This window comes from Mycolicibacterium mageritense (assembly GCF_010727475.1).
Lineage (GTDB): Bacteria > Actinomycetota > Actinomycetes > Mycobacteriales > Mycobacteriaceae > Mycobacterium > Mycobacterium mageritense.
Genome location: NZ_AP022567.1, coordinates 2361086 through 2385943 on the forward strand (window position 1 = coordinate 2361086; position 24858 = coordinate 2385943).

17 protein-coding genes are annotated in these 24858 nt (G+C 69.4%); 3 read left to right on the forward strand and 14 right to left on the reverse strand.

What is annotated here, in order from left to right; all coding sequences use genetic code 11:
• Positions 1-238: 238 nt before the first annotated feature.
• Entirely contained in the window at positions 239-1666 is a 1428-nt protein-coding gene (locus tag G6N67_RS11270) for a MinD/ParA family ATP-binding protein (protein ID WP_036430295.1), read from the forward strand.
• Between the two features lie 8 nt (positions 1667-1674).
• Here G6N67_RS11270 and G6N67_RS11275 read toward each other — a convergent pair whose 3' ends face one another.
• Positions 1675-2472 carry a hypothetical protein gene (locus tag G6N67_RS11275; protein WP_036430297.1) on the reverse strand — a complete coding sequence of 266 codons (798 nt, stop codon included), beginning with the start codon at positions 2470-2472 and terminating at the stop codon, positions 1675-1677.
• 382 nt (positions 2473-2854) lie between these two features.
• On the opposite strand from G6N67_RS11275, the gene G6N67_RS11280 reads away from it, so the two are divergent.
• A complete protein-coding gene (locus G6N67_RS11280) occupies positions 2855-3151 on the forward strand; it encodes a WhiB family transcriptional regulator (protein WP_229479020.1) in 297 nt (98 codons plus the stop codon).
• A 198-nt stretch (positions 3152-3349) separates the two neighbouring features.
• On the opposite strand, the gene G6N67_RS11285 is transcribed toward G6N67_RS11280, so the two are convergent.
• Positions 3350-3607, reverse strand: coding sequence for a DivIVA domain-containing protein (locus tag G6N67_RS11285; protein WP_370466305.1), 258 nt, complete (start codon positions 3605-3607; stop codon positions 3350-3352).
• A 54-nt stretch (positions 3608-3661) separates the two neighbouring features.
• Here G6N67_RS11285 and G6N67_RS11290 point away from each other — a divergent pair, with 54 nt between their 5' ends.
• Positions 3662-4615: a pirin family protein gene (locus G6N67_RS11290; protein WP_036430301.1), complete on the forward strand. Its 954-nt coding sequence runs from the start codon at positions 3662-3664 to the stop codon at positions 4613-4615.
• Between the two features lie 4 nt (positions 4616-4619).
• Here G6N67_RS11290 and G6N67_RS11295 read toward each other — a convergent pair whose 3' ends face one another.
• The 12 genes from G6N67_RS11295 to G6N67_RS11350 all read right to left on the reverse strand — a co-directional run bounded on the left by G6N67_RS11295 (position 4620) and on the right by G6N67_RS11350 (position 24766).
• On the reverse strand, positions 4620-5123 hold the full coding sequence (locus G6N67_RS11295; RefSeq protein WP_036430303.1) for a pyridoxamine 5'-phosphate oxidase family protein: 504 nt from the start codon (positions 5121-5123) through the stop codon (positions 4620-4622).
• 111 nt (positions 5124-5234) lie between these two features.
• The gene (locus tag G6N67_RS11300; protein ID WP_063835101.1) at positions 5235-6251 is read right to left on the reverse strand and encodes a sensor domain-containing protein; all 1017 of its coding nucleotides are present in this window, start codon (positions 6249-6251) and stop codon (positions 5235-5237) included.
• Between the two features lie 30 nt (positions 6252-6281).
• Positions 6282-7301, reverse strand: a complete 1020-nt coding sequence (locus G6N67_RS11305; protein ID WP_051578554.1) for a sensor domain-containing protein — start codon at positions 7299-7301, stop codon at positions 6282-6284.
• Positions 7302-7303: 2 nt separating this feature from the next.
• Positions 7304-8461, reverse strand: coding sequence for a hypothetical protein (locus G6N67_RS11310; protein WP_036430305.1), 1158 nt, complete (start codon positions 8459-8461; stop codon positions 7304-7306).
• Between the two features lie 60 nt (positions 8462-8521).
• Complete coding sequence (locus tag G6N67_RS11315) at positions 8522-9442, reverse strand: hypothetical protein (RefSeq protein WP_036430307.1); 921 nt, start codon at positions 9440-9442, stop codon at positions 8522-8524.
• Entirely contained in the window at positions 9442-11922 is a 2481-nt protein-coding gene (locus tag G6N67_RS11320) for a GAP1-N2 domain-containing protein (protein WP_036430320.1), read from the reverse strand. Before G6N67_RS11320 ends, G6N67_RS11315 begins: the two co-directional genes overlap by 1 nt.
• A complete protein-coding gene (locus G6N67_RS11325) occupies positions 11919-14012 on the reverse strand; it encodes a SaeA-related protein (protein ID WP_110798365.1) in 2094 nt (697 codons plus the stop codon). The genes G6N67_RS11320 and G6N67_RS11325 overlap by 4 nt, the downstream gene beginning before the upstream one ends.
• Before the next feature lies 1 nt (position 14013).
• Positions 14014-16662 (reverse strand): hypothetical protein, encoded by a 2649-nt coding sequence (locus G6N67_RS11330; protein WP_036430322.1) that lies wholly within the window; start codon positions 16660-16662, stop codon positions 14014-14016.
• Between the two features lie 2 nt (positions 16663-16664).
• On the reverse strand, positions 16665-20216 hold the full coding sequence (locus G6N67_RS11335) for a tubulin-like doman-containing protein (RefSeq protein WP_036430324.1): 3552 nt from the start codon (positions 20214-20216) through the stop codon (positions 16665-16667).
• On the reverse strand, positions 20216-23236 hold the full coding sequence (locus tag G6N67_RS11340; protein WP_051578555.1) for a vWA domain-containing protein: 3021 nt from the start codon (positions 23234-23236) through the stop codon (positions 20216-20218). Before G6N67_RS11340 ends, G6N67_RS11335 begins: the two co-directional genes overlap by 1 nt.
• A gap of 3 nt (positions 23237-23239) precedes the next feature.
• Positions 23240-23800, reverse strand: coding sequence for a hypothetical protein (locus tag G6N67_RS11345; RefSeq protein WP_051578556.1), 561 nt, complete (start codon positions 23798-23800; stop codon positions 23240-23242).
• Between the two features lie 213 nt (positions 23801-24013).
• On the reverse strand, positions 24014-24766 hold the full coding sequence (locus G6N67_RS11350) for a DUF4190 domain-containing protein (RefSeq protein WP_229479029.1): 753 nt from the start codon (positions 24764-24766) through the stop codon (positions 24014-24016).
• Between the last annotated feature and the right edge of the window lie 92 nt (positions 24767-24858).

Below are 24858 nucleotides of genomic sequence, written 5' to 3' on the forward strand. Positions count from 1 at the left end.
TGCGGCCGGACGTAACCGTGCACCGAGCCGGTGGAGCCGGAGCACGCAGCGCGCAGCCACCGCGCGTCGCGGACGGGCGCATCCGTCGTGAGCTCCGGCGCGGGCGGCCTCGCGGATTATTTGCCACCGCGCAAGGCACGCACCGCGGCTGCCGAGATGTGATGGTGTAGTCGATACTTGAGGACGGTCGAGATTCCCAGCTACATGACTTCGTCTGACTTTCTGAGGAGATTTTGCCGTGAGCGACCGCGACGACAACCTGCGCAGAGAGCTCGGCTGGACGGAATCGGAGGAAACGGACTTCGAACCGGACACCGGGCCGACCAGGGCACCGCGCCGGGCTCCCGAACCGCCCCCGCCGCCCATCCCCGGGCGGCCGCCGGTCGACTTCGTGCCGTCGAAATCTGCGACCGACACGGACAACCACGACCCCGACGGCCCCGAGGCGCAACCGACGTCGTTCCGCGACGGCGATCGGGGCCGCACCACCTTTCGTGAGCCTGCTCAACATCCGCAGCCGCCGCTACCGCCGGTGCCGGAGCCTGCGCGTCCGGACGACCACCAGTGGGAACAGCAGGCGAACTGGCCGATGCCGCAGCAGCGGCCACCGGCCCCGCCACCGCAACCGTACCACCCGGCGCCCGGATCCCCTTGGCCCGCAGAAGGTTTCGCGCCGCAAGCCGGCGGTCAAGCCCCGCCCGCACCCCCTGGCCCACCGACGTCGTATGCCGACCGCATCAGGGTCAACGACCTGGTCCCGCCCAAGCGCCAGCCCCCGGCCGGTGGCTGGCGGCTGCTGGTCTACAAGGCGAGCTTCGGCCTGATCAACCCCGGTCCGTCGGCCGACGACATCCGGCAGGCCGAACTGGAAGCCAAGATCAAGGGCGTGCTGCGCGGCCACTACAAGATCGGTGTGATGGGCAAGGGCGGCGTCGGCAAGACGACGGTCTCGGCGAGTATCGGGTCGGTGTTCGCCGAGCTGCGTCAGGACGACCGCGTGGTGGCGATCGACGCCGACACGGCGTTCGGCAAGCTGGGCAGCCGTGTCGACCCGCGCGCCCAGGGGTCGTACTGGGAGCTCGCCACCGACAAGCACCTCGACACGTTCGCCGACGTCCGCAGCCGCGTCGGCAACAACGCGGCCGGCCTGTTCGTCCTCGCGGGCGAGGGCACTCCGGCCCGCCGCCGGGTGCTCGACGCGGCGATCTACCGCGAGGCCACCACCCGGCTGGACCGCCACTTCTCGATCTCGGTGGTGGACTGCAGCTCGACGATGGATTCGCCGGTCACACAAGAGGTGCTGCGGGATCTCGACGCGCTGATCGTGGTGTCGTCACCGTGGGTCGACGGCGCCGCAGCCGCGGGCCAGACACTGGACTGGCTTGCCGCGCGCGGGATGACGGGCCTGCTGCAACGGACCATCGTGGTGCTCAACGACTCCGACGGCCACGCCGACAAGCGCACGCGATCGATCCTGGCGCAGCAGTTCGCCGGGCAGGGGCAGGTCGTCGTCGAGGTTCCGTTCGACGGTCACCTGCGGCCGGGCGGCGTCATCGACGGCACGCGTGAGATGACACCCGCCGCCAGGAGGCGCTTCCTGGAAATCGCGGCGGCCCTGGCCGACCACTTTCCGTCGCAGGACGATCGCAGCCGCGACCGGCACTGACGCCGTGCTCAGCGCATCGCGCTGAGCAACGCCTCGATCGCGAAGACGGCCGCGGCGTCGACGGGGTATTCCGCCTCGGCGGCGGCGACCGCATCCTCGGGAACGCCTGCGGCCTGCGCCATCTCACCGATCGTCAGATTGGCGCGCCTGCGCGCGGCGTACAACCGCTGGCCTATCGTGGCCCCCGGCGCCTCGGCAGCCTTCATGGTCAGTTCGTCGATCTGATGGCGCACCGCACTCAACGCCTTGATCAACGCCGGCGTGACCTGGCTGAGCCGGGCCGCCCTCGACGCGACCGCCTCGAGTTGACGCAGATCGCCGAGGATGGCCGTCACGCGTGAGGTGTAGTCCGGGTCGGTGGCGGGCGGCATCACGTCGATGGTCGAACTGAGCGTGTTGGCCGCGGTCAGCACCGCTTGGGCGATCAACGGCACCTCGGCCTCTGTCGGAACGTCGGAGGTGTCCTCGGGTTCGACAGGCGGCGGGGTCGCGGCGGGCGGCACCGCGGCCGGCGGCGGAACGGGCGGGCCGGGTGCCGGCACGGGGACGGGCGCCCCTTGCCTGAGCCGGGCGATGGTGCCGGGCGGCCAGCGCAGTACCTCTTCGAGCTTCAGCCGCGTGCGCTCACGTGGCCAGCTGCGGCCCTTTTCGAACGCGATCAGAGCGCCCGCGTTGATGATGCCGTCGGCGGCAAGACTGCGTTGGCTGATGTCGAGTTCACGACGCCGAGCGGCTGCTGCGGCCCCCGCCCGGAGCAGGCCTACGTCGAACTCACCGGTCGCGAGATCGTATTCCGCGTCGGTCATCTGGGGATGGTCCTCGCTGACGTTGACTCTGCGTTCGACCGCCCGGGAGCGGCGATCAGGATTGTATTAAGTCTAATCCTAACCGCAGCACCGCTACGCCTGTGGCACGTAGTTTTCTCGCCGGTAACGGCATCGCTACGGCTGTTCCGTAGCGCGTAACCGAACCATCGCTACGGATGTGACGCGTGTCGCGAGCCCGCGTTCACGAGCTGTTTACCCAGGTAGGAACGCATGAGTAGTTCTACGCTTGCACTGGCCAGCCAACCGTTACGTAGCGCCGCAACAGTTTTTCTTTCACCAAACTGTTGCACTGCTACGGTTCTTGCTATAGCGTTCCCCTCAACGCGGTACACACCGCAACCGTCCTTCAAAGGAGCGACCCATGACTGCAGCACTGATGGCTAACGGAATCCCGGTCGGCGTGTGCGTCGCGGACCCGGAACGCTGGACCGGCACGCCCGACGAGCAGGCCAAGGTCATCTGCCGCGAATGCCCTCGCCGCTGGCTGTGCGCCCGCGAGGCCTGTGAACTGCCCAAGGCTGAAGGCCTGTGGGCCGGGATCATGGTTCCCGAGGGCGGCCGTGGCCGCACCTTCGCGCTCAAGCAGCTGCGCTCGCTGGCCGAGCGCAACGGCTACCCGGTCCGCGAAACCCGCCGGATCTTCCCGGACGCAGCCTGATCTTCCGCCCTCTCACTGCCGCATACGAGGGGACGGCGGCGGGAGGGCACGCTCCAAACGGGGGAGGAATAGGGGCCCGGGGTGTGCTGTTAGAACACTCGACGGTGCCGGGCATTGCCCCGGGCCCCACACCAGAACCGTCGCTTCGAGCGACCACTCGCCGCGAGGCGCACTGACGGCACCGTCCCCAAACTTCTCCTACAGCTCGAGCGCGGCGGCCACCGCGTCGAGCAGACCGTCCACTTCGTCCTCGTCGTAGCCACGCTGGAACACCGGTGGTTTCGGGAACGCGATGTTGCGGACGTCAGCGGCACTGAGGTGCCCACGGCCTTCGAGCCGGCGCACCACCAGCTGCAGAAAATCGTCGACGGATTTCTTGTCGTAGCCCCGCTTTCCGATCGGCGGCTTCGAGAATTCTGCGTTGCGCACGTCATCGGCAGTCACGGCCCCGGTCATGTCGGCCATGCTAACGCCGCCACGCTCACCGCCAGGGCGCACTACCGTGAACCCATGAGCAACACCGACACGGCGCCCGCCGAGGTGACCTGCGGCGCTTCGACGTTCAGTGGCGTGCTGCACGCGCGCGAGGTACCGCTCGGCGGGCCCCGGGCGATCCTGGTCCGGCGCACGCTGCCCCAGCGGGAACGCTCGCTCATCGGGGCGTGGTGCTTCGCCGACCACTACGGGCCGCAGGATGTGCGGTCCGGCGTCGGAATGGACGTACCTCCGCACCCGCACACCGGATTACAAACGGTGAGTTGGCTTTTCAGTGGTGAGGTGGAACACCGGGACAGCGCCGGAGTCCATGCGATGGTGCGCCCAGGCGAACTCAACCTGATGACCGCAGGCGCCGGGATCTGCCACTCCGAGGTGTCGACCCCGGCGACCAGCATCCTGCACGGCGTGCAGCTGTGGGTCGCGCTGCCCGACGCCGCGCGCGACACCGGCCGCGATTTCGCGCACTTCGTGCCCACGCCCCGCACGATCGGCGGCGCGACCCTGCGGGTGTTCCTCGGCGACCTCGCAGACTGCCGCTCGCCGGTGCACACGTTCACGCCGCTGCTCGGCGCGCAGCTCGACCTCGACCCCGGATCCGCGTTGACCCTCGACGTCGACCCCGCGTTCGAACACGGCGTGCTGCTCGACCAAGGCGCGATCGAGGTCGGCGGCACCGCCATCGACATCGCGGATCTGGCGTATCAGGGGCCGGGCCGCTCGGAGTTGAACATCGTCAACCGGGGCGACGGTCCGGCCCGCGCCATCCTGCTCGGCGGTCCGCCGTTCGGCGAGCAGCTGGTGATGTGGTGGAACTTCGTGGGCCGCAGCCACGAGGACATCGTGGCCTACCGGAAGCTCTGGCAGGCCAACGACGCCCGGTTCGGCGACGTCAAGGGTTACCAGGGCAAGATCGCCCGGCTGCCCGCCCCGCCACTGCCGAACGGGAGACTGCAGCCGCGGGGCTGAGGAGTCAGTCGCCCAAATACTTCGCGGTGCTTCCGCCGACCGGCATCGCGGGCATGCCGAGCTTGCGGTGATCCCAGCTGCGCAGCCGTCCCGGCACGACCCGGACGGCGATGCGGTTGTTCATCATCTGGTCGACGAACGGGCGCATCTCGTCGGTATAGGGCCCGGTGTAGCGCTCCCACACGCTGATACCCACGCGCAGAAGCGTTTCCGGGTCGTCGACGATCTCGGCCCGCCCGTCGATCGACACCCCGCGCAGGGTGTCGTACGTCAGCCCGTCCTCGATCATCACCGTGATGGTCGGGTCACGGCGCAGGTTCACGGCCTTCTGGGATTTGGCCTTGGTCTCGAACCAGACCTCGCCGTCGATCACGGCGTACCACATGGCCACCAGGTGCGGCCGGCCGTCGGGCAGCACCGTGGCCATCGTCGCGGTCCGGCTGCGGTCGATGAACTCGCTGATCTCGTCATCGGTCATCACGATCTTGCTGCGCTCGTTCTTACCCACGCACCAGCACCTCTCTGCTCGGAATTGAGTGCTCTGGCGGCCACCCGTCCCTCCATATAATCCTGAGGGTGCGTCGCTCGACGCAGAGGGGCCTCTTCACCGCCTGAACACTCAGCCGGGGATCCGGCCGAGGATGGCCGATGCGATCGCTTGCGGACCGTCACCGACGTCGTAACCGAAGAGGCCGATCTCCACCACGATGTTGGCCTTGGCCGACACCACGCGGTAGTTGACGAATCCCGGCGCCGAACCCTGAAAAGTGGAGCGCAGCACGTACATCTGCGGCGCCTGTCCGGCCGTGGTCACCTGCCCGAGGTCGTAGCGGTTGGGTTCACCGTTGTCGATGACGAGCGTGACGGTCCGGCCCGCACAACCCCGCCACGTCCCGACGATCTGCTGGACCTGCCCGGTCGCCGCCAATCCGTTGTCGAACATCACCACCCGCTCGACCATCCCGACGATCCCGGAGCGCACGGTGGTGTTCAATTCCCGTGCCGCGGTTGCCCTTGCGGTCGTGGACCGATACACCGACTCCAAGCCGCTGAACACCGCGGACAGACATTCCGGTGGGGTCGCGACGATGCCTTCAGAGCCGTCGATGGTGTCGCGGTCGGCCACGGTGAACTGGTTGGGCGCGTTGGCGATCTGCTTGATCTCGTCGACCGACAGCAGCAGGCCGGTCAGCTGCGACTGCTGCACCGGGCCAGGCCCGGCTTTCGTCGTGGTGGTCGTCGTCGTGGTCGTGGTGGTCGAGGTAGCCGAGGTGGCAGCCGTCGACGACGAGTCGTCGGGAATGGCCAGCACCACGACGAGCGCCAGCACGGCCAGCGCGATGAACACGTACGACAGGATCATGCCGATCAGCGCGCGTTCCCGGCCGCGCTCGCCGGTGCGCTTGATCTGGGCCAAGCCCAGGTGACCGAGCACCGCACCGGCCGGGGCGAACACGAACGCGAACACCAGCGACAGCGTGGCCAGGGTGTTGACCTTGCCTGCCGACGGTGGCTGCTGAGGTGCCGACACGATGGGCGGGCCGCCGTAGGACGGTTGATACGGCTGCTGCCCGCCCGGATGTTGCCCGAACGGCGCGGCGCCGAACGGGTCGCCGGGGCCACCCGGGAAACTCATGCCGCCCCGAACATGTTCATGATGAAAACGTTAACCCGGGATTCGCGCCAGGATCGCGGCAGTGATGTCTTCGGCACTGCTACCGGGGTTCTGGCTGAACACCACCAGATCGATCAACACGTTCGACTTGGCCGCGATGGCGCGAACGTTGCGAATACCGTCGAGCCCCCGCGGGCCTTCGATCATCGTGGCTTTCAACATCACGATCGACGGGTCGCCCGGAGCGCGGCTGACCGGGTCGACCTGGTAACGAACCGTCCCGCGCCCGTAGTCGAGCGTCTGGGTGAGGGCGCCGACGCAGCCCTGCCACAGCTTCTCGAGCGCGTCCGCCTGTGCCTGCGCGGCGGCCGCATTCGGGTACAGCATGACGCGTTCCTCGACCCCACCCGACTTCAGCAGCGTGTCCACGTCCGGGCTGGTGACCGAACGGGAGAACGTCGCCATGCCTGCGCTGTTCGCGTACACCTCGCTGGCACCGGCGAAGAGCGCAGGCCGGCAGCTCTCCGGCACGGTCGCCACCCCCGGTGAGCCGTTCAGTTCATCCGATGTGTCGGTCGCGGTGTACGTTTCGTCGAGGTTCGGCATGAGCCGCTTGACGTCGTCCAGGCTCAGCGGCAGGTTCGGGAGCTGGGCCCTGGTGACGAGCGGTGGTGGCGGCGCGGCGGGGGACGATGCCGATGTGGGCGGCGTGGCAACAGAAGTTCCGGACTCGGCTGCGGTTTCCGACGGTGCCGGTCGGACCGCCCAGACCACCAGCGCGACAACGGCTGCGACGATGAACACGTACGACAGCACCACGCCGATCAACGCGCGATCGCGGCCCCGCTGGCCCGTCCGTTTGATCTGGGCCAAGCCCAGGTGACCGAGAACCGCTCCGGCCGGGGCGAACACGAACGCGAATATCAGCGACAGCGTCGCAAGCGTGTTCATCTCGGCCGGTGGCGGCGGCTCCGTCACGATCGGCGGACCGCCGTACGGCTGCTGCGGACCACCCGGGAACTGTCCGAACGGCGCACCGCCGAACGGGTCGCCGTGAGGTCCGAACGTCACCGCTACAGGACTCCGAAGCTCGACGTCACCCAGCGGATCGGGTCGGCACACCGGAACGGGGCGATCCCCCTGGAGTGCAGCCGGTTTCCGCTGGGCGGCTGTCCGAGCGCGGACACCACGAAATAGCGGTGCTGCAAGCGGATTCCCGTCGACGGGTTCTCGACCGCCGCGACGATCGAGCCGCCGTGCAGCCGGGTCAGCAGGCTGCGCACCTCCTCGTGCATGAGCTGACCACCGACCTCGTCGTACTGCTGACCGTCGGACGTGTCACGCGAGTAGGCAGCACCGGCATTCGACATGATCAGGCTCCACTCGGAACCCTCGACGTCACGCAGCACCCGCAGGGCATCGAACTTCGACAGGATCACCGCGAGTTTCGGCTGCCCCGGCGCGACGGCCATCATCACGTTGTTGAGCACCGACCGCGGGTCGCCGCCGCTGAACAGCTGCGCGGGCAGCAGATCCTGTAGCTGGTCGCGGATCGCCTTGACCCGCAACGGATCGAACATGAAGAACACGGCATCGGCGTTGGCGAAGAACCGGAACGGCGGGGTGTGCAGGTCACCCGATTCCATGTCCTCACCCGCGACGTCGCGCAGCACCAGGAACCGCCGCACGCCGTGCCACGAGCCGATCGAGAACATCAGTGGCTCACGTTGGTTGGAGGCCTGGGTGTGCACGGTCGGCGTGGGCGGGATCAAACCGCGCTGCTCATACAGCGGTTTCTCGTAGTTGGTTTCGTACGCCTGCGCGGTGGCCCGGGTGACCGGTTCCATCGACACCCCGAGCCGCTCGCACAGCAGCTCCAACTGTTTGACCAGAACGCCGATGTACAAGCTCTTTCCGGTCGCCCGGGCCCCGGCCATCGCGATGCAGATGGCGTGCCCCTGCCGCCAGCCCTCGGGCAACGTGTAGTGGCACACCGGGCAGATCTCGATCGCGGGCCCCTGCAGCGCCCGGCTGGCCTCCGCGGTCGGCGGTGGCGGACCGTTGTAGCCGGGGGTTCGGGTCCAGGTGTACAGCGGCCCACAGTCCGCGGGCGCACCGAGGTACGCCGAGGCGACCTCGTCGCGGTAGCGGGTTCCGTTGGCCTGCGGCGACAGTGTCCACAGGTGCTGATTGGGGTTGAGCGCCGTGAAGCAGCGCGGGCACTTGCTCATGCGCGATCCACCAGTTCCTCGCTGAAGCTCATACGCGATCCACCAGTTCCTCGCTGAAGCTCATGCGAGCGCCCGCACCAACGTCGACGTGATCCGGTCCAGGACAGGCGGATGTGCCAGCAGCTCGGCCGTCGCGTCGTTGCCCGGGCGCGGTGACGGCAGCCTGGCTCCGACCGTGTCGAGGCGCCGGTCATCGGACAGCACGATCACGGGAAATCGTTGCAGCACAGCGCTGGTCGGATAGTCCGCGCACACCACGGTGCGGCCCGGCGCCAGCCGTGCCCAGCGCGCGCCCGCCGACCACCGCGGTTGGGCGGTGCGGACGGCCTCGGCCAGACCTGCAGCCCCGGGAGAACTGACCTTCGTCACGTCGGCACCGACCAGCACGGCCGACACGTCGCGCAGCCCCACCGCATCGGCCACACCGACCACGATGTCGGCCGCCGCAGCCGCGCTGCCGTCGGTGAACCAGCTCCGCATCGACGCGGACGTGTCGAACGCGACCACCACTGAACCACCGGACTCCACCGGGCCCCTGCCCGTCACCTTGCGGGCCGACGTGCGGGCCGCGGTGGCCAAGGGGCTCAACGGCGTATCCGCCACCGCGCTGACCGCGATGTCGATCTGCACGCCGTTCGGAGACAGCGCCGCGAACGTCACCCCGGTGTCACCGCTGACGTCGACGGGATCGAACATCACCTGCACCGGGTCGACGTCACCCGGGTTGTCGTGCGCGATCGCCAGGTGGATCACGGAATCCGGGCCGAACCGGTCGGTGCCGACGGGCCGGATCGCGACCGTGACGCGGCCGGCTAGGCTCGGCAACAGCACCTGGTGCGCCGACGAACGGACCACAGGTTGATCGGGGCCGCCGTGCACCTCAAGCGCGGCACCACCCACCGCGCCGGTGATCGACACGGCCAGGGCCTGGTTCGGAATCTGGACACGCTGGTTACGTGCACCCACGACATAGATCGGCATCAGCGACTCCCCCGTAGTCGGGCTGCCAACGACGGTTGGGTATCGGCCCGGCGGGCCAGCAGCCTGCTCACCATCTTGCGATACCGGCGCTGCGTGGCGTCCGAACCGTCACCCGACATCTGGATCATCAACCCGATGATGCCGTCGACCGTGGCATCGTCGTCGGTCAGGGTCGCACCGACACGCTCGGCCAACTGCTGCACCAACACATCGACCGGCGTGAGCGGCTGCCCGACGTCCTCGGCCGCCACCGCATTGAGCGAGCTGATCGCCAGCACCACATGCGGGGCGATCTCGTAACCGTCGACCAGCTGGTGAACCCGCACGAGCGCGTCACCGCCGACGCCCGCGTCCTCGGCGAGCACGTTGCACACCGGCGGATAGGGCTGGCCCGCAATGACTCCCAGCACCCCGAAAGTCAGCACGCGCACCTCGAAATCGCGGTGAACCACGCCGGGTTCGACGCTGAGCATGGCTTGCTCCCACAGCGGCCCGTACGCGCTCTGGTGCGTCTCGACGTACCGCTGCTGCATCCAGGCGCGCGGCTCGATCGCGCGGACGGCCGCGCAGGCGACCACGAGGCTGTCGCCGTTGTCGTCGATGACCTTGTTCGCCAGGTCACCGAGGGCCTGCGAGTCGGGCGCCCCGAGCAACGTGCGGACCGCCGCGGTGCCCGGGACGGGATCACCGCCGAGGGCCAGCAGCAGATCGGCCGGATCCCACACTGACCCCGCGATCGTCTGCTCCAGCTGCGGCGAGCTGGTCGCCCGCAGCCACCACAGCCAGGCGCCCTGATCGCCCCGCCCGCCGCGACCGGCGCGGATACCGCGCAGCGCGGCCCGGATCCAGGTGCGGTCCCACGGCTGCGCATACGCGAGCTCGCCCGCGGCAGGCATCGGTGTCGCGTCGGCGAACCAGTCCAGCAGGCCGTCGCTGATCGCGCTGGCCTCGACGTCGCCGCCGCTCTGCAGCGCTGCGGTGGCGAGCGCGAGCCTGCCGTCGACATCGACCCGCTGACGCAGCCGGGCGCCACGGTCCGGGTCGTCGAGAACAGGCAGCACGTCGTCGAGCAACGCCGTGTTCAACCGTGCGTCGGTGATACCGGCCCGCAGCAACAGCTCGACCACGCGCAGCACCCGCTCACTGCCGTGCTCGCGCGCCGTCTCCAGCGCGGGCCCGATCGCGGACAGCAACTGCGGCGGGATTGGTTTCCCGTGAAACAATCTCGGTCCCAACGGAATTGGACCGATCTGACCGAGCCAGACGTCGTCGGCGATCGCACGGCTGAGATAGGTCGCATCGGCGAACTCCGCGGCCGGGCCGTCGGGCAGTTCCTGCACCGCGCGCCAGGCGTCGGCAGTGCTCGTGCCCACCGCGGCCGAAAGCACCGCCGAAATGGTCGCTGCGGCCGCGGAATCCGTCGGCACGTCCGGCGGTGAATGGGCCGCGATCACGTCGTGGGCCTCTTCCTCCGCATCGGCGAACTCACGACGGCCGGCGACCGCCATGGCCATGGGCCACGCCGGGTGCAACCCTCTGTCCACGACCTGCTCGGAGATCCGATCGATGTCGTCGAGCAACCGTCGTGCCGAATGCGGGTCGAGCAATGTCACCTGCGCCATGGCCGACCACGGCGTGACATCGATGCGGTGGCCACCCGCAGTGCGATGCGGCTCGGCACCGAGCTCGCCCAGCCACACCGACTCCGTCTCGCTGATCACCGCCACCCCGGCCGGGACGGCGTCGAGGTCGGCGAGGGGGACCGCGGTGAGCAGCTGACCGCCGTGCAGCGCCAGCATCACCTGATCGGCTCGGTCGAACGTCGAAAACGTCAGTTGCGCAGCAGTTCCCGCGGACATCAGGAAACTCACCAAGCCGATCCACTGGGCGGCCGAATCCGGCGACTCCACCCCGAGCACCACCGGTGGTCCGCCGTCCAGGGCCGCGGCGACCGCATCGAGCAGCGCGAACAGCGTCGCGAGGCGCCAGGTGCGGGTATCCAGCGCGAATGCCACCACACTGTCCTTGGTGACCACGTCACCCGGAGCAGGGGGGCTGTCGGCGATGGTCGCGCGCCCCACCGCAGCGGCACCGAACGGGCGCACCCACTGCGGTGATCGCCACCATTCGATCGGCCGCCGTTGCGGGGCGGCGAACGGCGTGCGGTCCAGCACCACGTGCGCGAACACGTTGCCTGGCCGTCCGGTGCTGTCCGACCCCGCGGGCACCGTGTGCCACAGCGCCACGGCCTCGCCCTCGAGCCGGCCGTAGGCCAACCGGCGCGGCCCCTGCTCGAGCTGTTCGGGCGTCGGATAGGCCGGCATCGGTTCGAGCGGGCGGAACACCGTCCGCACGCCGGCGATGAGTTGCTGGATCTCGTCGGGAGTCGGCGCCCCGGTGGTCTGCTTGACCTGCCAGCCGCCAGCCGAACCGACCGCGTCGAACGACGTGTAGGCCAATTGGCCATAGCGGGCGGTCACTGCGCCGGCACCGTGAGGCGCAGGCTGTCGACGGGCGGATCCAGCAGCGCGATCACCCGTAGCCGTTCGGCCGACGGAGTGTTGACGAACAACCGGATCCAGCCCTGCAGGCCACGCACGTTGGCGGCCCAGAGTTCCCCGGTGCCCGTGGTGGTCAGCTGCGACCACCGCAGTTCCTTGGACGGCCGATCGGAGAGCTGGCCCTGCGCATCGAGCGGTGCGACGTCGACGGCCTGGCCGTCGTGCACGCTTAGCGGAATGCGTTGCGGGTTGTTCACCAGGACGAACGCGGGCGAACCTGGCAGGTCGTGCTCCGAGCGCATCGCGATGGTCGCGGTGGCCGGGTATCCGTGCGGGTCACGGCCGATGCGCACGGCGTACTGCAGGCGCAGCAGACCGTGGTACTCGACGCTGACGACCGCACCCGTGACGCGCCTGCCACCCGAGAACGCCACGGGAGCCAGGTGCAGCGAGCACCCGCCGACCGGCAGCTGCCCGGTCAGCTGCATGCCGCCGTACTTCTCGTACTCCTCCAGCGAGATCTCGAACGACTTGCCCGTCAGGCCGTTCCGCGGGTCATAGCCCTTGGGCGCCAGGTACATCACGACACCCGCGGCGCCGTCGGGCCAGTCGAACGTCAGAACCTGCCTGTTGCAGTACTCCGCCAACTCGATGTCGCGGATGGTCCCGGTGCGCACCGACGACAGCGTGCGGCCGAGCAACGCGCGCCCCGACAGGATGGTGACCGGGGTCAAGTACGCGCGGCTCCACCCCGCGGGCCAGGACACCCCGGCCATCAACGCCCGGACCCGGCCGTCCGGCCCGGTCTGATTGACGACGGGCTGAGTCAGCCGCAGCTCTGGCCCCAACCCGACCTGCTCGAGCGCGTCCTCGGGCAGTTCGCCCGCGTCGGAACCCGCACTCGGGCCGTTCTCGCTGCGATAGATGACGACGCGGCCCGCCGCGGGCGGCGTCCAGGTCAGGTCGAACGCGTCGCCGTCGATGCCGGTGGCCACCGCGAGGTCGGCAACGGGGGCCAGCACCGCCGACACCTCGACGTCGGTTTCGACGGCCTCCGACAGCCGCAGCACTCCGTCGACCGTCGCCGCGCAGCGGGCCCGGTACACGTACCGCTCGCCCCGCTTGGTGTCGGCGTCGACGAAGCCCGTCAGGTTGTCGTGGCCGGCCAGGATGCGGTACTGCGGCCCGTCGCGCCCGGCTTCGGCCACGGGCACCCGGTAGACGTAGACCGCGCTGACACCGGGCGGCACGGACCACTGGCCGATGACGCGGCCCGCATCCTCGCGGATCACGAAATCGACTATGGGACTGACGAGTACCCCCGCGGCATGCAGCAGCGGCTGCGCGGCCAGCGCCTCCTCGCGCGACGCCCCGACGTTGATCCAGACCTGGTAGTGGCGCACCGCGGCGGCCGGCGCGCGGTCGTCGGTGACGGCGGTTTCCGTGGTCGCGCCGACCAGGTGCGCGCGATCGGGTGCATACGGCGGATTGTCCTCGCTGCTGACGGCGCGATAGATCACGACGCCACCGGGAGCCTGGTACGGCGGCCAGCTCAACGTCAACCCCGCGCGGTCGCGACGCAGCGCCACGCTGTGCATCGGCGGGCGTTGCGCGGCGAAGGTGAATGGCGCGAAATCAGTTGCTGCCAAAGGCTTTTCGGCGGCCGCCGGTTCGGCGGGCGGAGCCGGTTCGACGGGCACAGCAGCCGGCGGAGGCAGGCTCGGTGCAGCGACGTCGGGGGCAGCGGGGGGCGGGTTCGACACCCGGTGCCTGCCCGTCACGGCGATCTGTTCGGTGGCCGAGATCGCGAGTTCGGAGAGCACCCTGGCCATTTCGTCGGCATGCTCGGCCACCGAGCCGGGCAGCATGGCCCTGATCTGCTCGGCGTCGGTGCGGCCAGACCGCAGCACCAGACGCAGATGTGCTTCCTTGAAACTGCGCGCCGCCACTGCGCCGGAGTCGATGAGCTGCTGGCGCCACGCCAGCAGCGGCGCCAGCCGCGGGTCGGCGTCGTCGGGATCCTCGCCCACGTGAGAATCCGGCCTGGAATCGGGATTGGTATCTGGCATGTCAGAACACCATGTCCTCCCCTGGCGGCACATCGGTCTCGGTGCGGCGCACCATCTTCGTCGGCTCGTCCTCACCGCCCGGCGCGACGGTCACCGGCATCTCGAACAGGGCAAAATCGTACGGCGGAAGCCCGTCGCTCGCCTGCACCACGACGGCTCGGTATCCCAGTCCCTGCCGCACCACCGCGGCGGTGTCGATGGCCACCCCGGACCGCCCGGCGGTCACCGCGGCGTTGGTGAACAGCGATGCGTCGAACGGCGCGCCGCGCCCCGGCCGGTGATCGACGACCCCCGCACTGAACTGCTGCGCGGGGATCTCCCGGCCGAACGTCGGCACCAGCACCGTTCCGGTGAGCGTGTCGGCGAGGCTGCCCGGTGCGGCGCCGCCGCCCGACTCGTCCGCGAACATCTGCTCGACCCGAGCCCACAGGGCATCCGCACCGGTCGGCCGGACCCGCCCCGACATCACCGCCGACGACCATTGATCAAGCCCCGACGACGTGCCCACACCGGGCTGGCGGAACAGCGCGATGGGCTCCTCGCGCAGTCGGCTCGCGGCCTCGGCGAGCATGTCTTCCCACGGCTTGGTCAGCCAGCCCAGCGAATACAGCCTCCGCTGGATGCCGTGGGTCGCGTTGTCGGCCTGATCCGACGACGGTGTCGCGATACCGATCTGCGTGGACCGCGGCAGCCCGTCGGCGAGCTGCCCGACGGCCGGGCGGCTCGGCGGTGGCGCGCCGAACGGTGCCCGCAGCACCGTGCCCAACGTGCGGCACCAGGCCAGCAACTGACCGTAGGCCGACGTGAGCCGGCTCAGATCCTGAAGGGCCGTGCGCAGATTGGCCTGCATGGTCTCCAGCTGGTTCTGCTGCGATCTTCGCAGGTTCATCTCGGCGAACAGGTCGCGTTGACTCAGCAGGAACAGCGCCAGCGAGACGACGACGTACAGCACGATCAACGCGCCCGCGGTGGACAGCGCGAACACCCAGCCCACCCAGTCGAGTGCCGCGATACCGACGAGCACCAGCAGCACCACGAACAGCGCGACCGTGAACGTCTTGAGGATCGTGCTGATGGCGGCCTGGCGTTCCCGCAGCCGCTCGTCGATGCCTGCCCGGTCGGACATCGACTGGATCTGCGACACCAGCCCGGCGACCTCACCGCGGGCCCGCTGCATGAAGTCGACCAGGATCGTGCTGACCTGCCAGGCATAACTGCGGGTGGCGGCCGCCTGCCAGCGGTCCAATTCGGTGCCGGTGTTGCGGGCCTCGACGCCCGCGGCGGGGTCGGAGTAGGCGTGCTGCAGCCGCTCGCGCAGGTTGGCCGCGCCGAGTACGTCGGCGCCCTCGACCCCGTTGATGCCGACCACCGCGGCCAGCGAGGTCGGGACGCCGCGGAACGAGTCGGCCGGGCTCGGCACCACATCGGCGGCGTTGAACACGACCCCGACGGCCGAACCGACCGCCACGGGCTCGAGCCCGGCGGCCCGGCGCCCGCCGTCGGCCAGGGTCAGCGCGCCGTTGACGAAGTCGGTCCACAGCCCGCTGAGATCCTGCTGCACGAGGTGCGGGCCCTGCCCGCCCAGCGCGTTCTGCAGGGTCTCGGCGCTGCGGTTGAGATCCTGCCAGTCGGCCTTGGCGGTGTCGGCGACCACCGCGAACGCCGAGTCGGTGCGGCCGAACACCGTGCCCTGCACAGTGCTGGCCACCACCGAGGTGACCGAGCCCATCACCGCCGACAGCCATGCGGCAGGCGCACTGCGCAGCGCGGCGCCCATGAACTTGAAGAACATCTTGAGCGCGGCGCCGATACCGATGTTCTCGGTGGGATGCGCATCCGCGGGCAACCGGGGTCCGCGCAACACGTCGCGATGTTTGGTCCACAACGCGCGCGCCATCGACTGCGTCGCGGTCGGGACGTCTTCTATGTAGACCACGGGCACCTGCCCGCCGCGCGGCAACGGCAGCCGCCCCGTCGGATCGAACAACTGGGTGCGCAGACTGTCCTCGACGGATGCGCTGTCGAGGCGACGGTAGAACGCGCGCACGGCCCGGACGGTCTGCCCGGGCAGGATCTCCAGGTTGTCGAACGGGCTCTGCTCGACTCCGGCCCACAGCCCGCAGATCCCCGCCACCACGGGCGCGGTCCGCTGCGCCACGTCGAGCGAATCGGTCAGCCGCCCCCACGGCACCGCGCCGAGACCCGGCGCGGCAGAGTCCTCCGGCGCGATCAGCAGGTTGTGCCAGCCTTCCAGCACCAACGCGAGGTCCGGCGCGGTCGGGACGGAATTGCCCGGCGTTATCAGCAGGCGCAGCAGGCTGATCGGCGCACCCATCGAACTGCTGCGCACGCTCTGCTCGACGGCCTGCTCGGCGGCCAGCGGGACGCGCTCGTCGGCCGGTGCCTCGATCGGCACCAGCACCGCGATCCGGATCCGGTCGTAGCGCTCGCCGGTCAGGAGTTGCTGCAGCACAACAGGACTCGCATGGCCGTTGCGCACCAGGGTGGCAGGGGTCGACGCACCACCCACATCGCCTGCGGCGACCCAAGCGAACGGGTCCACCAGCCCGACGGCCGAGTAGTCGGCCAGCACCGCGAGAATCTCCTCGGTGTGCTTGGGTGGGGCGAGCAGCACGGTCAGCGATGGCATTGCTAGAACGTCCCCCCGTCGGGGATCACGACCGAGCTGCCGCCATCATCCAAAAACGCTGCCGCGCCTGCCACTTCACCGCGGGCCAGCGCCTCGGCCTCACGCTGCAGCAGCCTGATCAAGGTGTCGGTGGCCCAGTACACATCGGGCGCCAGATCCCGGAAGATCGGGGTCTTGGCCGCCTTCGAGCGCGTCGCGATCGTGGTGAACGCCCCCTCGGGCATGGCACCCGGAGCGTCGGCAGGCAGGTACTGCGCGGCCACGTCGCGCACACTGCCGAGCCAGGTTTCCGCGGCGGCCTGGCGCTCGTCGGGCGTCTGCGCCGCGGCGATCGGCCCGACCCGCGAGGTGACGCCCTGCCCGGCTGTGCCGGTGCGCAGGAAGTCACGCAGCAGCCCGGCGGCCGAGAGTTCGACGATGCCGCTGGCGGGATCCTGGCTATGCGAGTCGTACAGCTCGCGCAGCACCTGATACGGCCGCAGCGACCTCATCACAGGGGGTTCGTGCGATGTGGCGATGGCCAGCAGGATGCCTTCGAGGACCGCGGGCAGCCAGTCGTAGGACGCCGTGAACGCCGACGGCGGCGTGAGCAACGGGTTCGGGAAGTTCACCCACTGGTTGTCGTTGCCGTCGTAGATGCGCACGGGTTCGGTGTAGGGCGAGGCCGGGATCTGGATGCGGCCGATGATCTGGCCGATGAACCAGCCCGCCGTCATGGTGCGCCGCTCGTCGTCGGTCATCGGCAACGAGGCGGGCAGCGGCCGCGACCGCCGGTAACGCCAGAACTGGCCCCGGCCCGGCCCGGCGGTCTGAGCCCACTGCTGGGCCGCCGGCTTGAGCACCGAGTCGAACGCGAGCGGCGAATAGTTCGGATACGAACCGAAGATGTCGATGCGCGTGACACTGTCCTCGTCGGACAGCGACCGGCCGTAGTTGTCCTTGGTGGCCTGGTCGATGCGCGGGTTGGCGCGCAGCACCTCGGCCAACGCATCGGCCACCGGTTGCCCGGCGAACGGGATCTCGGAGAACTTGTACCGGTACTCGACCTGCTGACCGGGATGAACGCGTTGCAGCGCTTGGTCGTTCACACTCGCCAGCGGGCGCGCCAACGACAACGCCTCGTTGAACTTGGTGGCGATGTCGCGACGGCGGTTGCTCAGCTCGGATTCCGACGCCCCCACGCCCTGCACGTAGTCGCGCAGCGACACCTTGCAGAACTCTTCGAAGGCCTCACCCGGGCGCCCGACATACAGCCGCGCCCGGGCCAGCAGCTCGGCGGGCCTGGTGTGAATGTCGAACTGCGCCATGGACGGAACCCGCGGCCTGCCCGTCTCCGGGTCGGTCCCCAGCGCACGCGTCACCCAGCTCGCGGTGAGGCCCGTGAGGCCACCCGGTGCCGATACGCCGCCCGTGGTCTGCCACTCCCCCAGGATCACGCGCGTGGTGGCGTCGTCGACCGCGTTGCGCAGCGGGATCATCGCGTGCGCGCCGCCGACCGCCTTCGGCAGATCCGTCTCGTAGCGCTGCTTGAACGCCGCCGAGCTGATCAGCAGCACCTCGTTGTTGGCCTCGGCGAACCGGGCGGGCACGAGCTCGTCGGCGTCGGAGGGCCAGGCCACGTACTGGTCGGTGGCCAACCGCGCCAGGCCGATGTCCGACGGCGGTTCGGCCCGCGCCTTCTCCAGCAGGATCATCGCCTCACCGAGCGAATCACGCAGCGGCGCAAGCAGTTCAGCACCCATCACGCGCATCACGTCGGCGATCCGGGCGGCCGCGTCGGCGAACAGCTGGCGACGCACGTTGGACCGGAAGCCGTCGAGCGCGACACCCAGCACCTGATCGGCGTTGGTCATCGTGCCGTGCAATGACCGCAACGCGGCGTCGACCTGCGGGGGCACCGCGACGATGTCGGGCGGGCCCATGGCGCCGAGTTGCGCGACGCCGGGCGCCAGCACGTCGTCGATGTGGCGGCGCAACCGGTCGACGAGCTCGCGGGCGTACGGCAGGCCCAGCGTCGCCGCGGCCCGGCCGATCATCTGCTGCAGGTGCTCGGAGAATTCGAGGTGCCAGCTGTAGGCCATCGCATAGCCGATCTCGGCGCACGCACGGGCCAGGTCGGCGCGGCGGTTGTGCACGGCCTGCCGGAAGATCGGCACCCACTGGTCGGCCGACATGCCTTGCGGATTGGGCAGATACCCGCGCAGCTGGCGTTCCACCAGACCGTTGACGGCGCCCGCCACCGCTTCCGGCGCGAACGCACCCGTGGCGATCCAGTTGCCGAGGATTCCCACCCTGGTCTGCTCATCGCCGGCCTGGTCGGGGATCCGCAGCTGCGCGCAGTGGCCCTGCCACTGACTGCTGAGCAAGGTGTCGAGCTGCTCGTTGCTCGATGCCGGGTTGCCGGGCTGGATGTGGCCGAACAGCAGCTTGTCGGCGGCACTGCGCGCCAACCGCTGCGCGGCGTACTCGGCGTAGCGGTCACGCCCCATCGACAGGCTGGAGAAACCGTAAGTGCCCCATGGCAATACATCCCAGGCCGAGATGCCCCAGCCGAGCACGTCGCGGTCGCCGACGGGCGATGCGGTGTTGCCGAGGTCGTACGACACGAACTGGTCGCTGGCCTTACCGCTCATCATGAGCCCGGCCAGGCCGCGGGCCAGACCGCGGTATACGGCGTTCTGCGAACCATCGCCGAACAACGTGCGGTCGGCTCCGATGTACCGGCCGACCGGGAACACGCGCGCGAACGGGATCGGTTCACCGTCGCCGTGATGCTGACCGAGCGCGCGCAGGATCCGGACATCGTGCTCGCGCGCCGCACCGGCCTGGCTGGCCACGATCTCACCGAGCATCGCCAGGGCGTTGGCCCGCACACCCGTACGCGCACTCTCCGGCAACGAGTCGAAGATGTCGGGCGTCACCATGAAGACGCCCATCAGCTTGGGATCGAGCCCGGTCACGAGCGTCAGCAGGCGGCACACGTCCAGCGCCATCGAGGCACCCGCGCCGCCCGCCATCGACGACACCACGAGCACGAGCGGCGGCTCGTTGGGGTCGAACCGGCCCATGCCCGGCACGCTGGCAGTGGCCATCTCCGAGATGGTCTCGACCCGGAACAGCGTGTCCCACGCCGACTGCAGCCGGGCGTGGATCTCGCTGGCCTTGCTCAGCGTGATCATGCGGCCGATCGCGCGGTACTGGCCGGCACCCGCAGAGATCGGGTTGGTGACCTCCTGCGGGTTACGGGGCGCCCAGGTCGCGATGGTGTCCAGGGCGCCGCCCGCGGCCAGGCGTTGCGACAGCGCGCCGTCGAGGATCGCGTAACTGCTGCCCTGCGGCCCACAACCGATGTAGCTGCCGCCCTGTGCCGGGACATTGGCCAGGCCCTCCGGTCCGGACTCCGCCGCACTTGGCACGTCGATATGGACGAACTGCCAACCCGCGAGGAGTTTTCCGATGCCCGCCGCGTGCAGCTCGGATCGCAGCTGGTCCATCATGAACGCCAAGGTGGCACCGCCTGACCCACCGCATCCGACAACCAGGAAACGTCGCATCAGGCTCCTCCACCAAACGGGTCGAACGGATCAGAGTCGTACCGCTGGGGCGGTGGACCCTGGGGCGCCGGCGGTAGCTGCTGCCCCCGTCGAGTATCACCGGGCGGCCCAGGACGCTGTGGTGGCGGGGGCTGATGCGCACCGGGGTTGTAGGTGACGGGCGCGTGCTGGGTGACCTCGTGCGGGTCCGGCGGCTGTACCCGGGCGCCGGGGTTGTAGGTCGGCATCGCATGCTGGGTCGCCTCGTGCGGATCGACCGCCGGGGCCGCGTGCGGTGCGGCAGGCGCACCGCCCCCGAACGGATCGGCCGGTCCGGCCGGTACCGGCACCCCCGGACCGCCCATCGGTGCCTGCGGGCCACCGAACGGGTCGTACCCGGGCGCCGCACCGCCGCCGCCGCCGACGGTTCCGCCGAACGGCGACGCATCGTGCGCCTGGTCGTACGGCGAGGCCATACCGGCCTGCACGGACCGCAGCCGCAAGCCGTTGAGCAGTTCGGGAAGCCGACGCGCGACCTCTTCGAAGATCTTCTCCCTGGCCGCGGTGTCGGTGTTGCCGCTGACCAGTAGCAGCACCTCGGCCTGCGTCGCCGGGCCGCGCGGGTCATGCAACACCACGAACGTGTTGTGCACGGCCAGGGGCAGCACCGCGTGCAACCCGGTGTCGTCGCTGCCGGGCAGTTCAGACCCGACACTGACCAGGTTGCCCGCGTCGACCACGACCCGGCCCGCGCCGAACGGGCTGCGGCCCATCACCGCATTGAGCGTCACGCCGAGCACCGAAAGCCGGCGGGTGCCCTCGGTCAAACCGGTCACCGGCTGGATCAGATCCGAGTCGGCCATCGCGAACGGTTCGCCGTCGCGCAGGGTCATGTCCTGATTGACCTCGACGCGAATGCGCTCGGCGAGCAACGGGATGTTCGGGATCTTGGTGACCCACCGCTTGGACAGGTACAGCAGCCCCAGCGGGATGCCGGGCCCCAGCAGCAGTGCGGCGATCAGCACGATCACGAAATTGGTGGTGTTCAACGGCTTGATCAGCGACGCCGCGACAGGCACCTCGACCACCTGACCGTCGTCCGGGTTCTCGACCGACGCCACGTGCAGCGGCACCGTGCCGTTGAGGCCGCCGTGGCCGTCGTGCTCGGTGCGCAGCGTGACCTGCAGCTGCGAGGTCTGGCCCTCGTCCACCTTCAGGCAGTTGTCCGCGGAGTTCGACGACGAGCTCACCGTGACGTTTCCGATGCCCTCGGGGCTGGCGGTCGACGTGACCGTCGCACCGTCTTCGATCCATGCGCAGCCGGGCCCGGTGATGGCAAGGTCCGCGGTCGCGCCCTTGGTCGCCTGCACGGTGCCGAAGTCGATGCGCTCGCCGGGCGTGGGCAGACCCTCCTTCGGCAGGATCTGGACCGGCAGATCCTGCGTCTGGGGCGACAGTTTGGTGCCAGGCGCGATCTGAACACCGGCGGGATCCATCGCGGGTGCCGTGGTGATCACGAGCGACATCTTGAGCGTGGCGTGCCCGGGATCGACCTTCGACAGATCGGCGGTGACCGGCTTGCCGATGTCCTCCTTGGCTGCGGCCTCCATGAGCGGGATGGGCTCTTTGCCGTCGGGCACCAATTGCACCGTCATCTCGGCGGTACCGGCCAGGCTGACGGGATCCACCGGCTTCTTCTTGCCGTCGACAAGACCGAATTTCAGATCTTCAAGCGTGGCACCGCTGTGCCATTCGAGGCCGTCGGAGCCTGACAGCGCCGGGAAGATGTCGGTGGTGATGTGGATGTTGACCTTCGACACCGCGTCCGGGTGCTCGCCGTTGGGATCGACATACGTGATGGCCCACTGGCCGGCCCAGTCGCCGCCGCCCTTGTTGGTCAGCGCGATCGACTGCGCAGTGTCGGACTGCCATTCGTAGCTCACCGGCGTTCCGGCGATCTCGACGTCGACCTTGCCGTCCTTCTTCGGCAGTTCGACCTGGGCACCCGATGGTGACACGAGATAGGGCACCACACCCGGGAAGCCACCCGAGCCGAGAATCGTCACGGACTTGATCGAGCGGTCCAGCACGAAATTGTGTCGCGCTTCCTCGCACACCTGCACCTGGCACACCGGTCCCTGCGTGTTGATGCCCGGGTCCGGGTTGAGTGAATCGAACGCGAACAGCATGTCGTCGATGTTCGCCACCGGGTAGAAGTCGCCGGGTACGGGATCGGTGATGTTCCCGCACTTCATCCCGTTGAGTCCCGTGCCCGTGCTGATCGCGCTCATCACGTCGAAATCGGCGGGAGACTCCTTGGCGCCCAAGCCGATTCCCAGCATCACGATTTCCGACGACCGCACCTGATCGGCCAGCCCACCGGGCCGGCAGATCTGCTCGATGGAGCGCTGCCGGGCCTCTTCGACGCCGGCCTGGGTCTCGAGGTTGACGCCTTCGGCGTAGGGCTTGGCCACCTGCCTTGGCGTGAAGTCGATCTTGCCGTCGGAGAACCACGCGACGGCCTGGCAACGCTGCGGGCCGTTGGCGCCCGCACTGCGCGCACCCAGCGCCTGCCGCGCGCCGTCGAGCGCCATCCAGTAGTCCGTGTCCAGGCCGGTGTTCTTGTCCTTGAAGCTGTTGAGCTGCTCGGCGGCCGAGTCGGCAGTCGCGGCGGTCAGCGGCGCCCAGTCGTGCTCAGGTGAATAGGTGTCGGAGAACCCGGCCGACGCGACCTCGAGCTTGGCGTCCACCCGATCGGCGAAGTTGCCCAACGTGCGCAAAAGGTAGCGGGCTGCGTCGACGCGAGCGCCGCCCGGGTCGGATTCCTTGAGGCTGCCGGATTCGTCGAACAGCAGCAGCAGGTCGCCCGCCTTCTGCGCGGCCACGCACGCACCGAACCGATTGGCCCCTCCGGTGGACGATTCAGCCGACGCGGTCGGCGCGGTCCAGCCCATCAACACGACCGCGGTGGCCAAGGCCACCGCAGTGATCAGTTTGCTCCTGGTGTCCGCAGAAAACACCCGTGCGATCCCCCGAACCATCGCCTACCACCTACCCGCCCACAGGGCGATCTGCCAAGCACCGATCGCGATACCCACCAGGCACGCCGCCAGCACCACCCAATACAACGTCGAGGTCCATTCCGGCGCCGAGTAGATGGCCTCGGTGCGCCTGCGCGTGTCGACGCGCGTGTAGACCGCCAACGCCCCGATCGCGATCGGCCCGGCCAGCAGCCATCCGGCGATCGCCGTCGGCCACCAGGGCCCGAGCACCGCGCCGACGAGGGCGAGCGCCGCACCGAGCACGGCGAGGCCGAGCGCGACCGCGAACCAGATCAGTGGCGGGCCTGCGGTCTGCAACCCCGCGGCCGCGCCGGGGGACGCCACCGGCTGACCGAATGCGTCCTGCGCCGGGTAACCGCCCGGCGCCGACCCGAAAGCGTCCTGGGGCTGATACGGCTGCTGCCCTTGTGGGGGCTGGCCGGCCCACGGGTCGAACCCGGACGATGCCGGCGCACCCGGAACCGGTCCCGGCCCGCCTGGGCCCATGGGTGCGTCGGAGCGCTTCGGTGGACCGAAGTCGCTGAAGTCGAACGGGTTGCTCATGGAACCACCGATCCTCCCGTCTGCGCCCCGGCAGGCCATCGTGGTGCGGATTCAGGCACGCTGCCCACGACCTCGGGCCGGTCGACCGCGACCAGGCGAGACAAGGCCGCGTTGCACTGCACGACTCTAGCGAAGACCACCGCAGCCCGGCCCCGTCCACGAACATTTGCCGGGACGCAGCCTCGCGGGTGCGTCGACGATGCCCGGTGCACGTCAGCCCCGGTACGGGGAAACGCAGACAAACGTCGTCTTCTCGGTGTTGAACAGGGTGTCCCCGGGACACGTTCCTTCCGTCGCGGTCACCCGGTCGACGTGATAGATGCCGGGAATCTGCAGGCACATCGACATGGTGATCGAGATGCTCTTGGCGTTCGGGTCGGTCGGATCGGCGCCGTGCTCCTCGATCTGCACGCAGTCGCCGACCTTGAGCTGATCGACCGTGACCTGCTGCGGTCGCGGTGGTGGTGGCGGGGCCGTGCTCCGCGGCGTCGACCGCTTGGTCGTCGTCCTGGTCGTGGTGGTCTTCTTGGTGGTGGTCTTCGACGTCGTCGTGTCGTTCGACGGAGTCGAGTCCGAACTGTTGGACAGCACCAGCCAGACCACGAGAGCGACGATCCCGACGAAGATCATCAGGTACGACAGCGTGAGCCCGATGAGCGCGCGTTCGCGGCCAGGCTGCCCGGTCCGCTTGACCTGCGACAGCCCCATATGCCCGAGCACGGCGCCCAGCGGGGGCAGGATGATGCCGAACGGGATGGACAGCGTCGCGAGGGTGTTGGTCTGACCGGTCGGTGGTCCCGGAGGTCCGGGCTGCGGTCCGAATCCCGGCGGATAGCCAGGAGGCCCACCGGGCGGTCCTGGCGGAAAGCCCGGCGGGCCGCCCTGCGGTGGAAAGCCGCCCTGACCACCGAATGGGTCATTGCCGAACGGACCTGTCGGGCCACCCCCGTACCCGCCGTATGTCATTTGCTTGCCCCGCCGTCGAATAAGCGTGTTACCCCGTCAGATTTCACCAGCATTGCCCGCGGAATTCCCGCCAATGGCAGTGCAGTGACTCG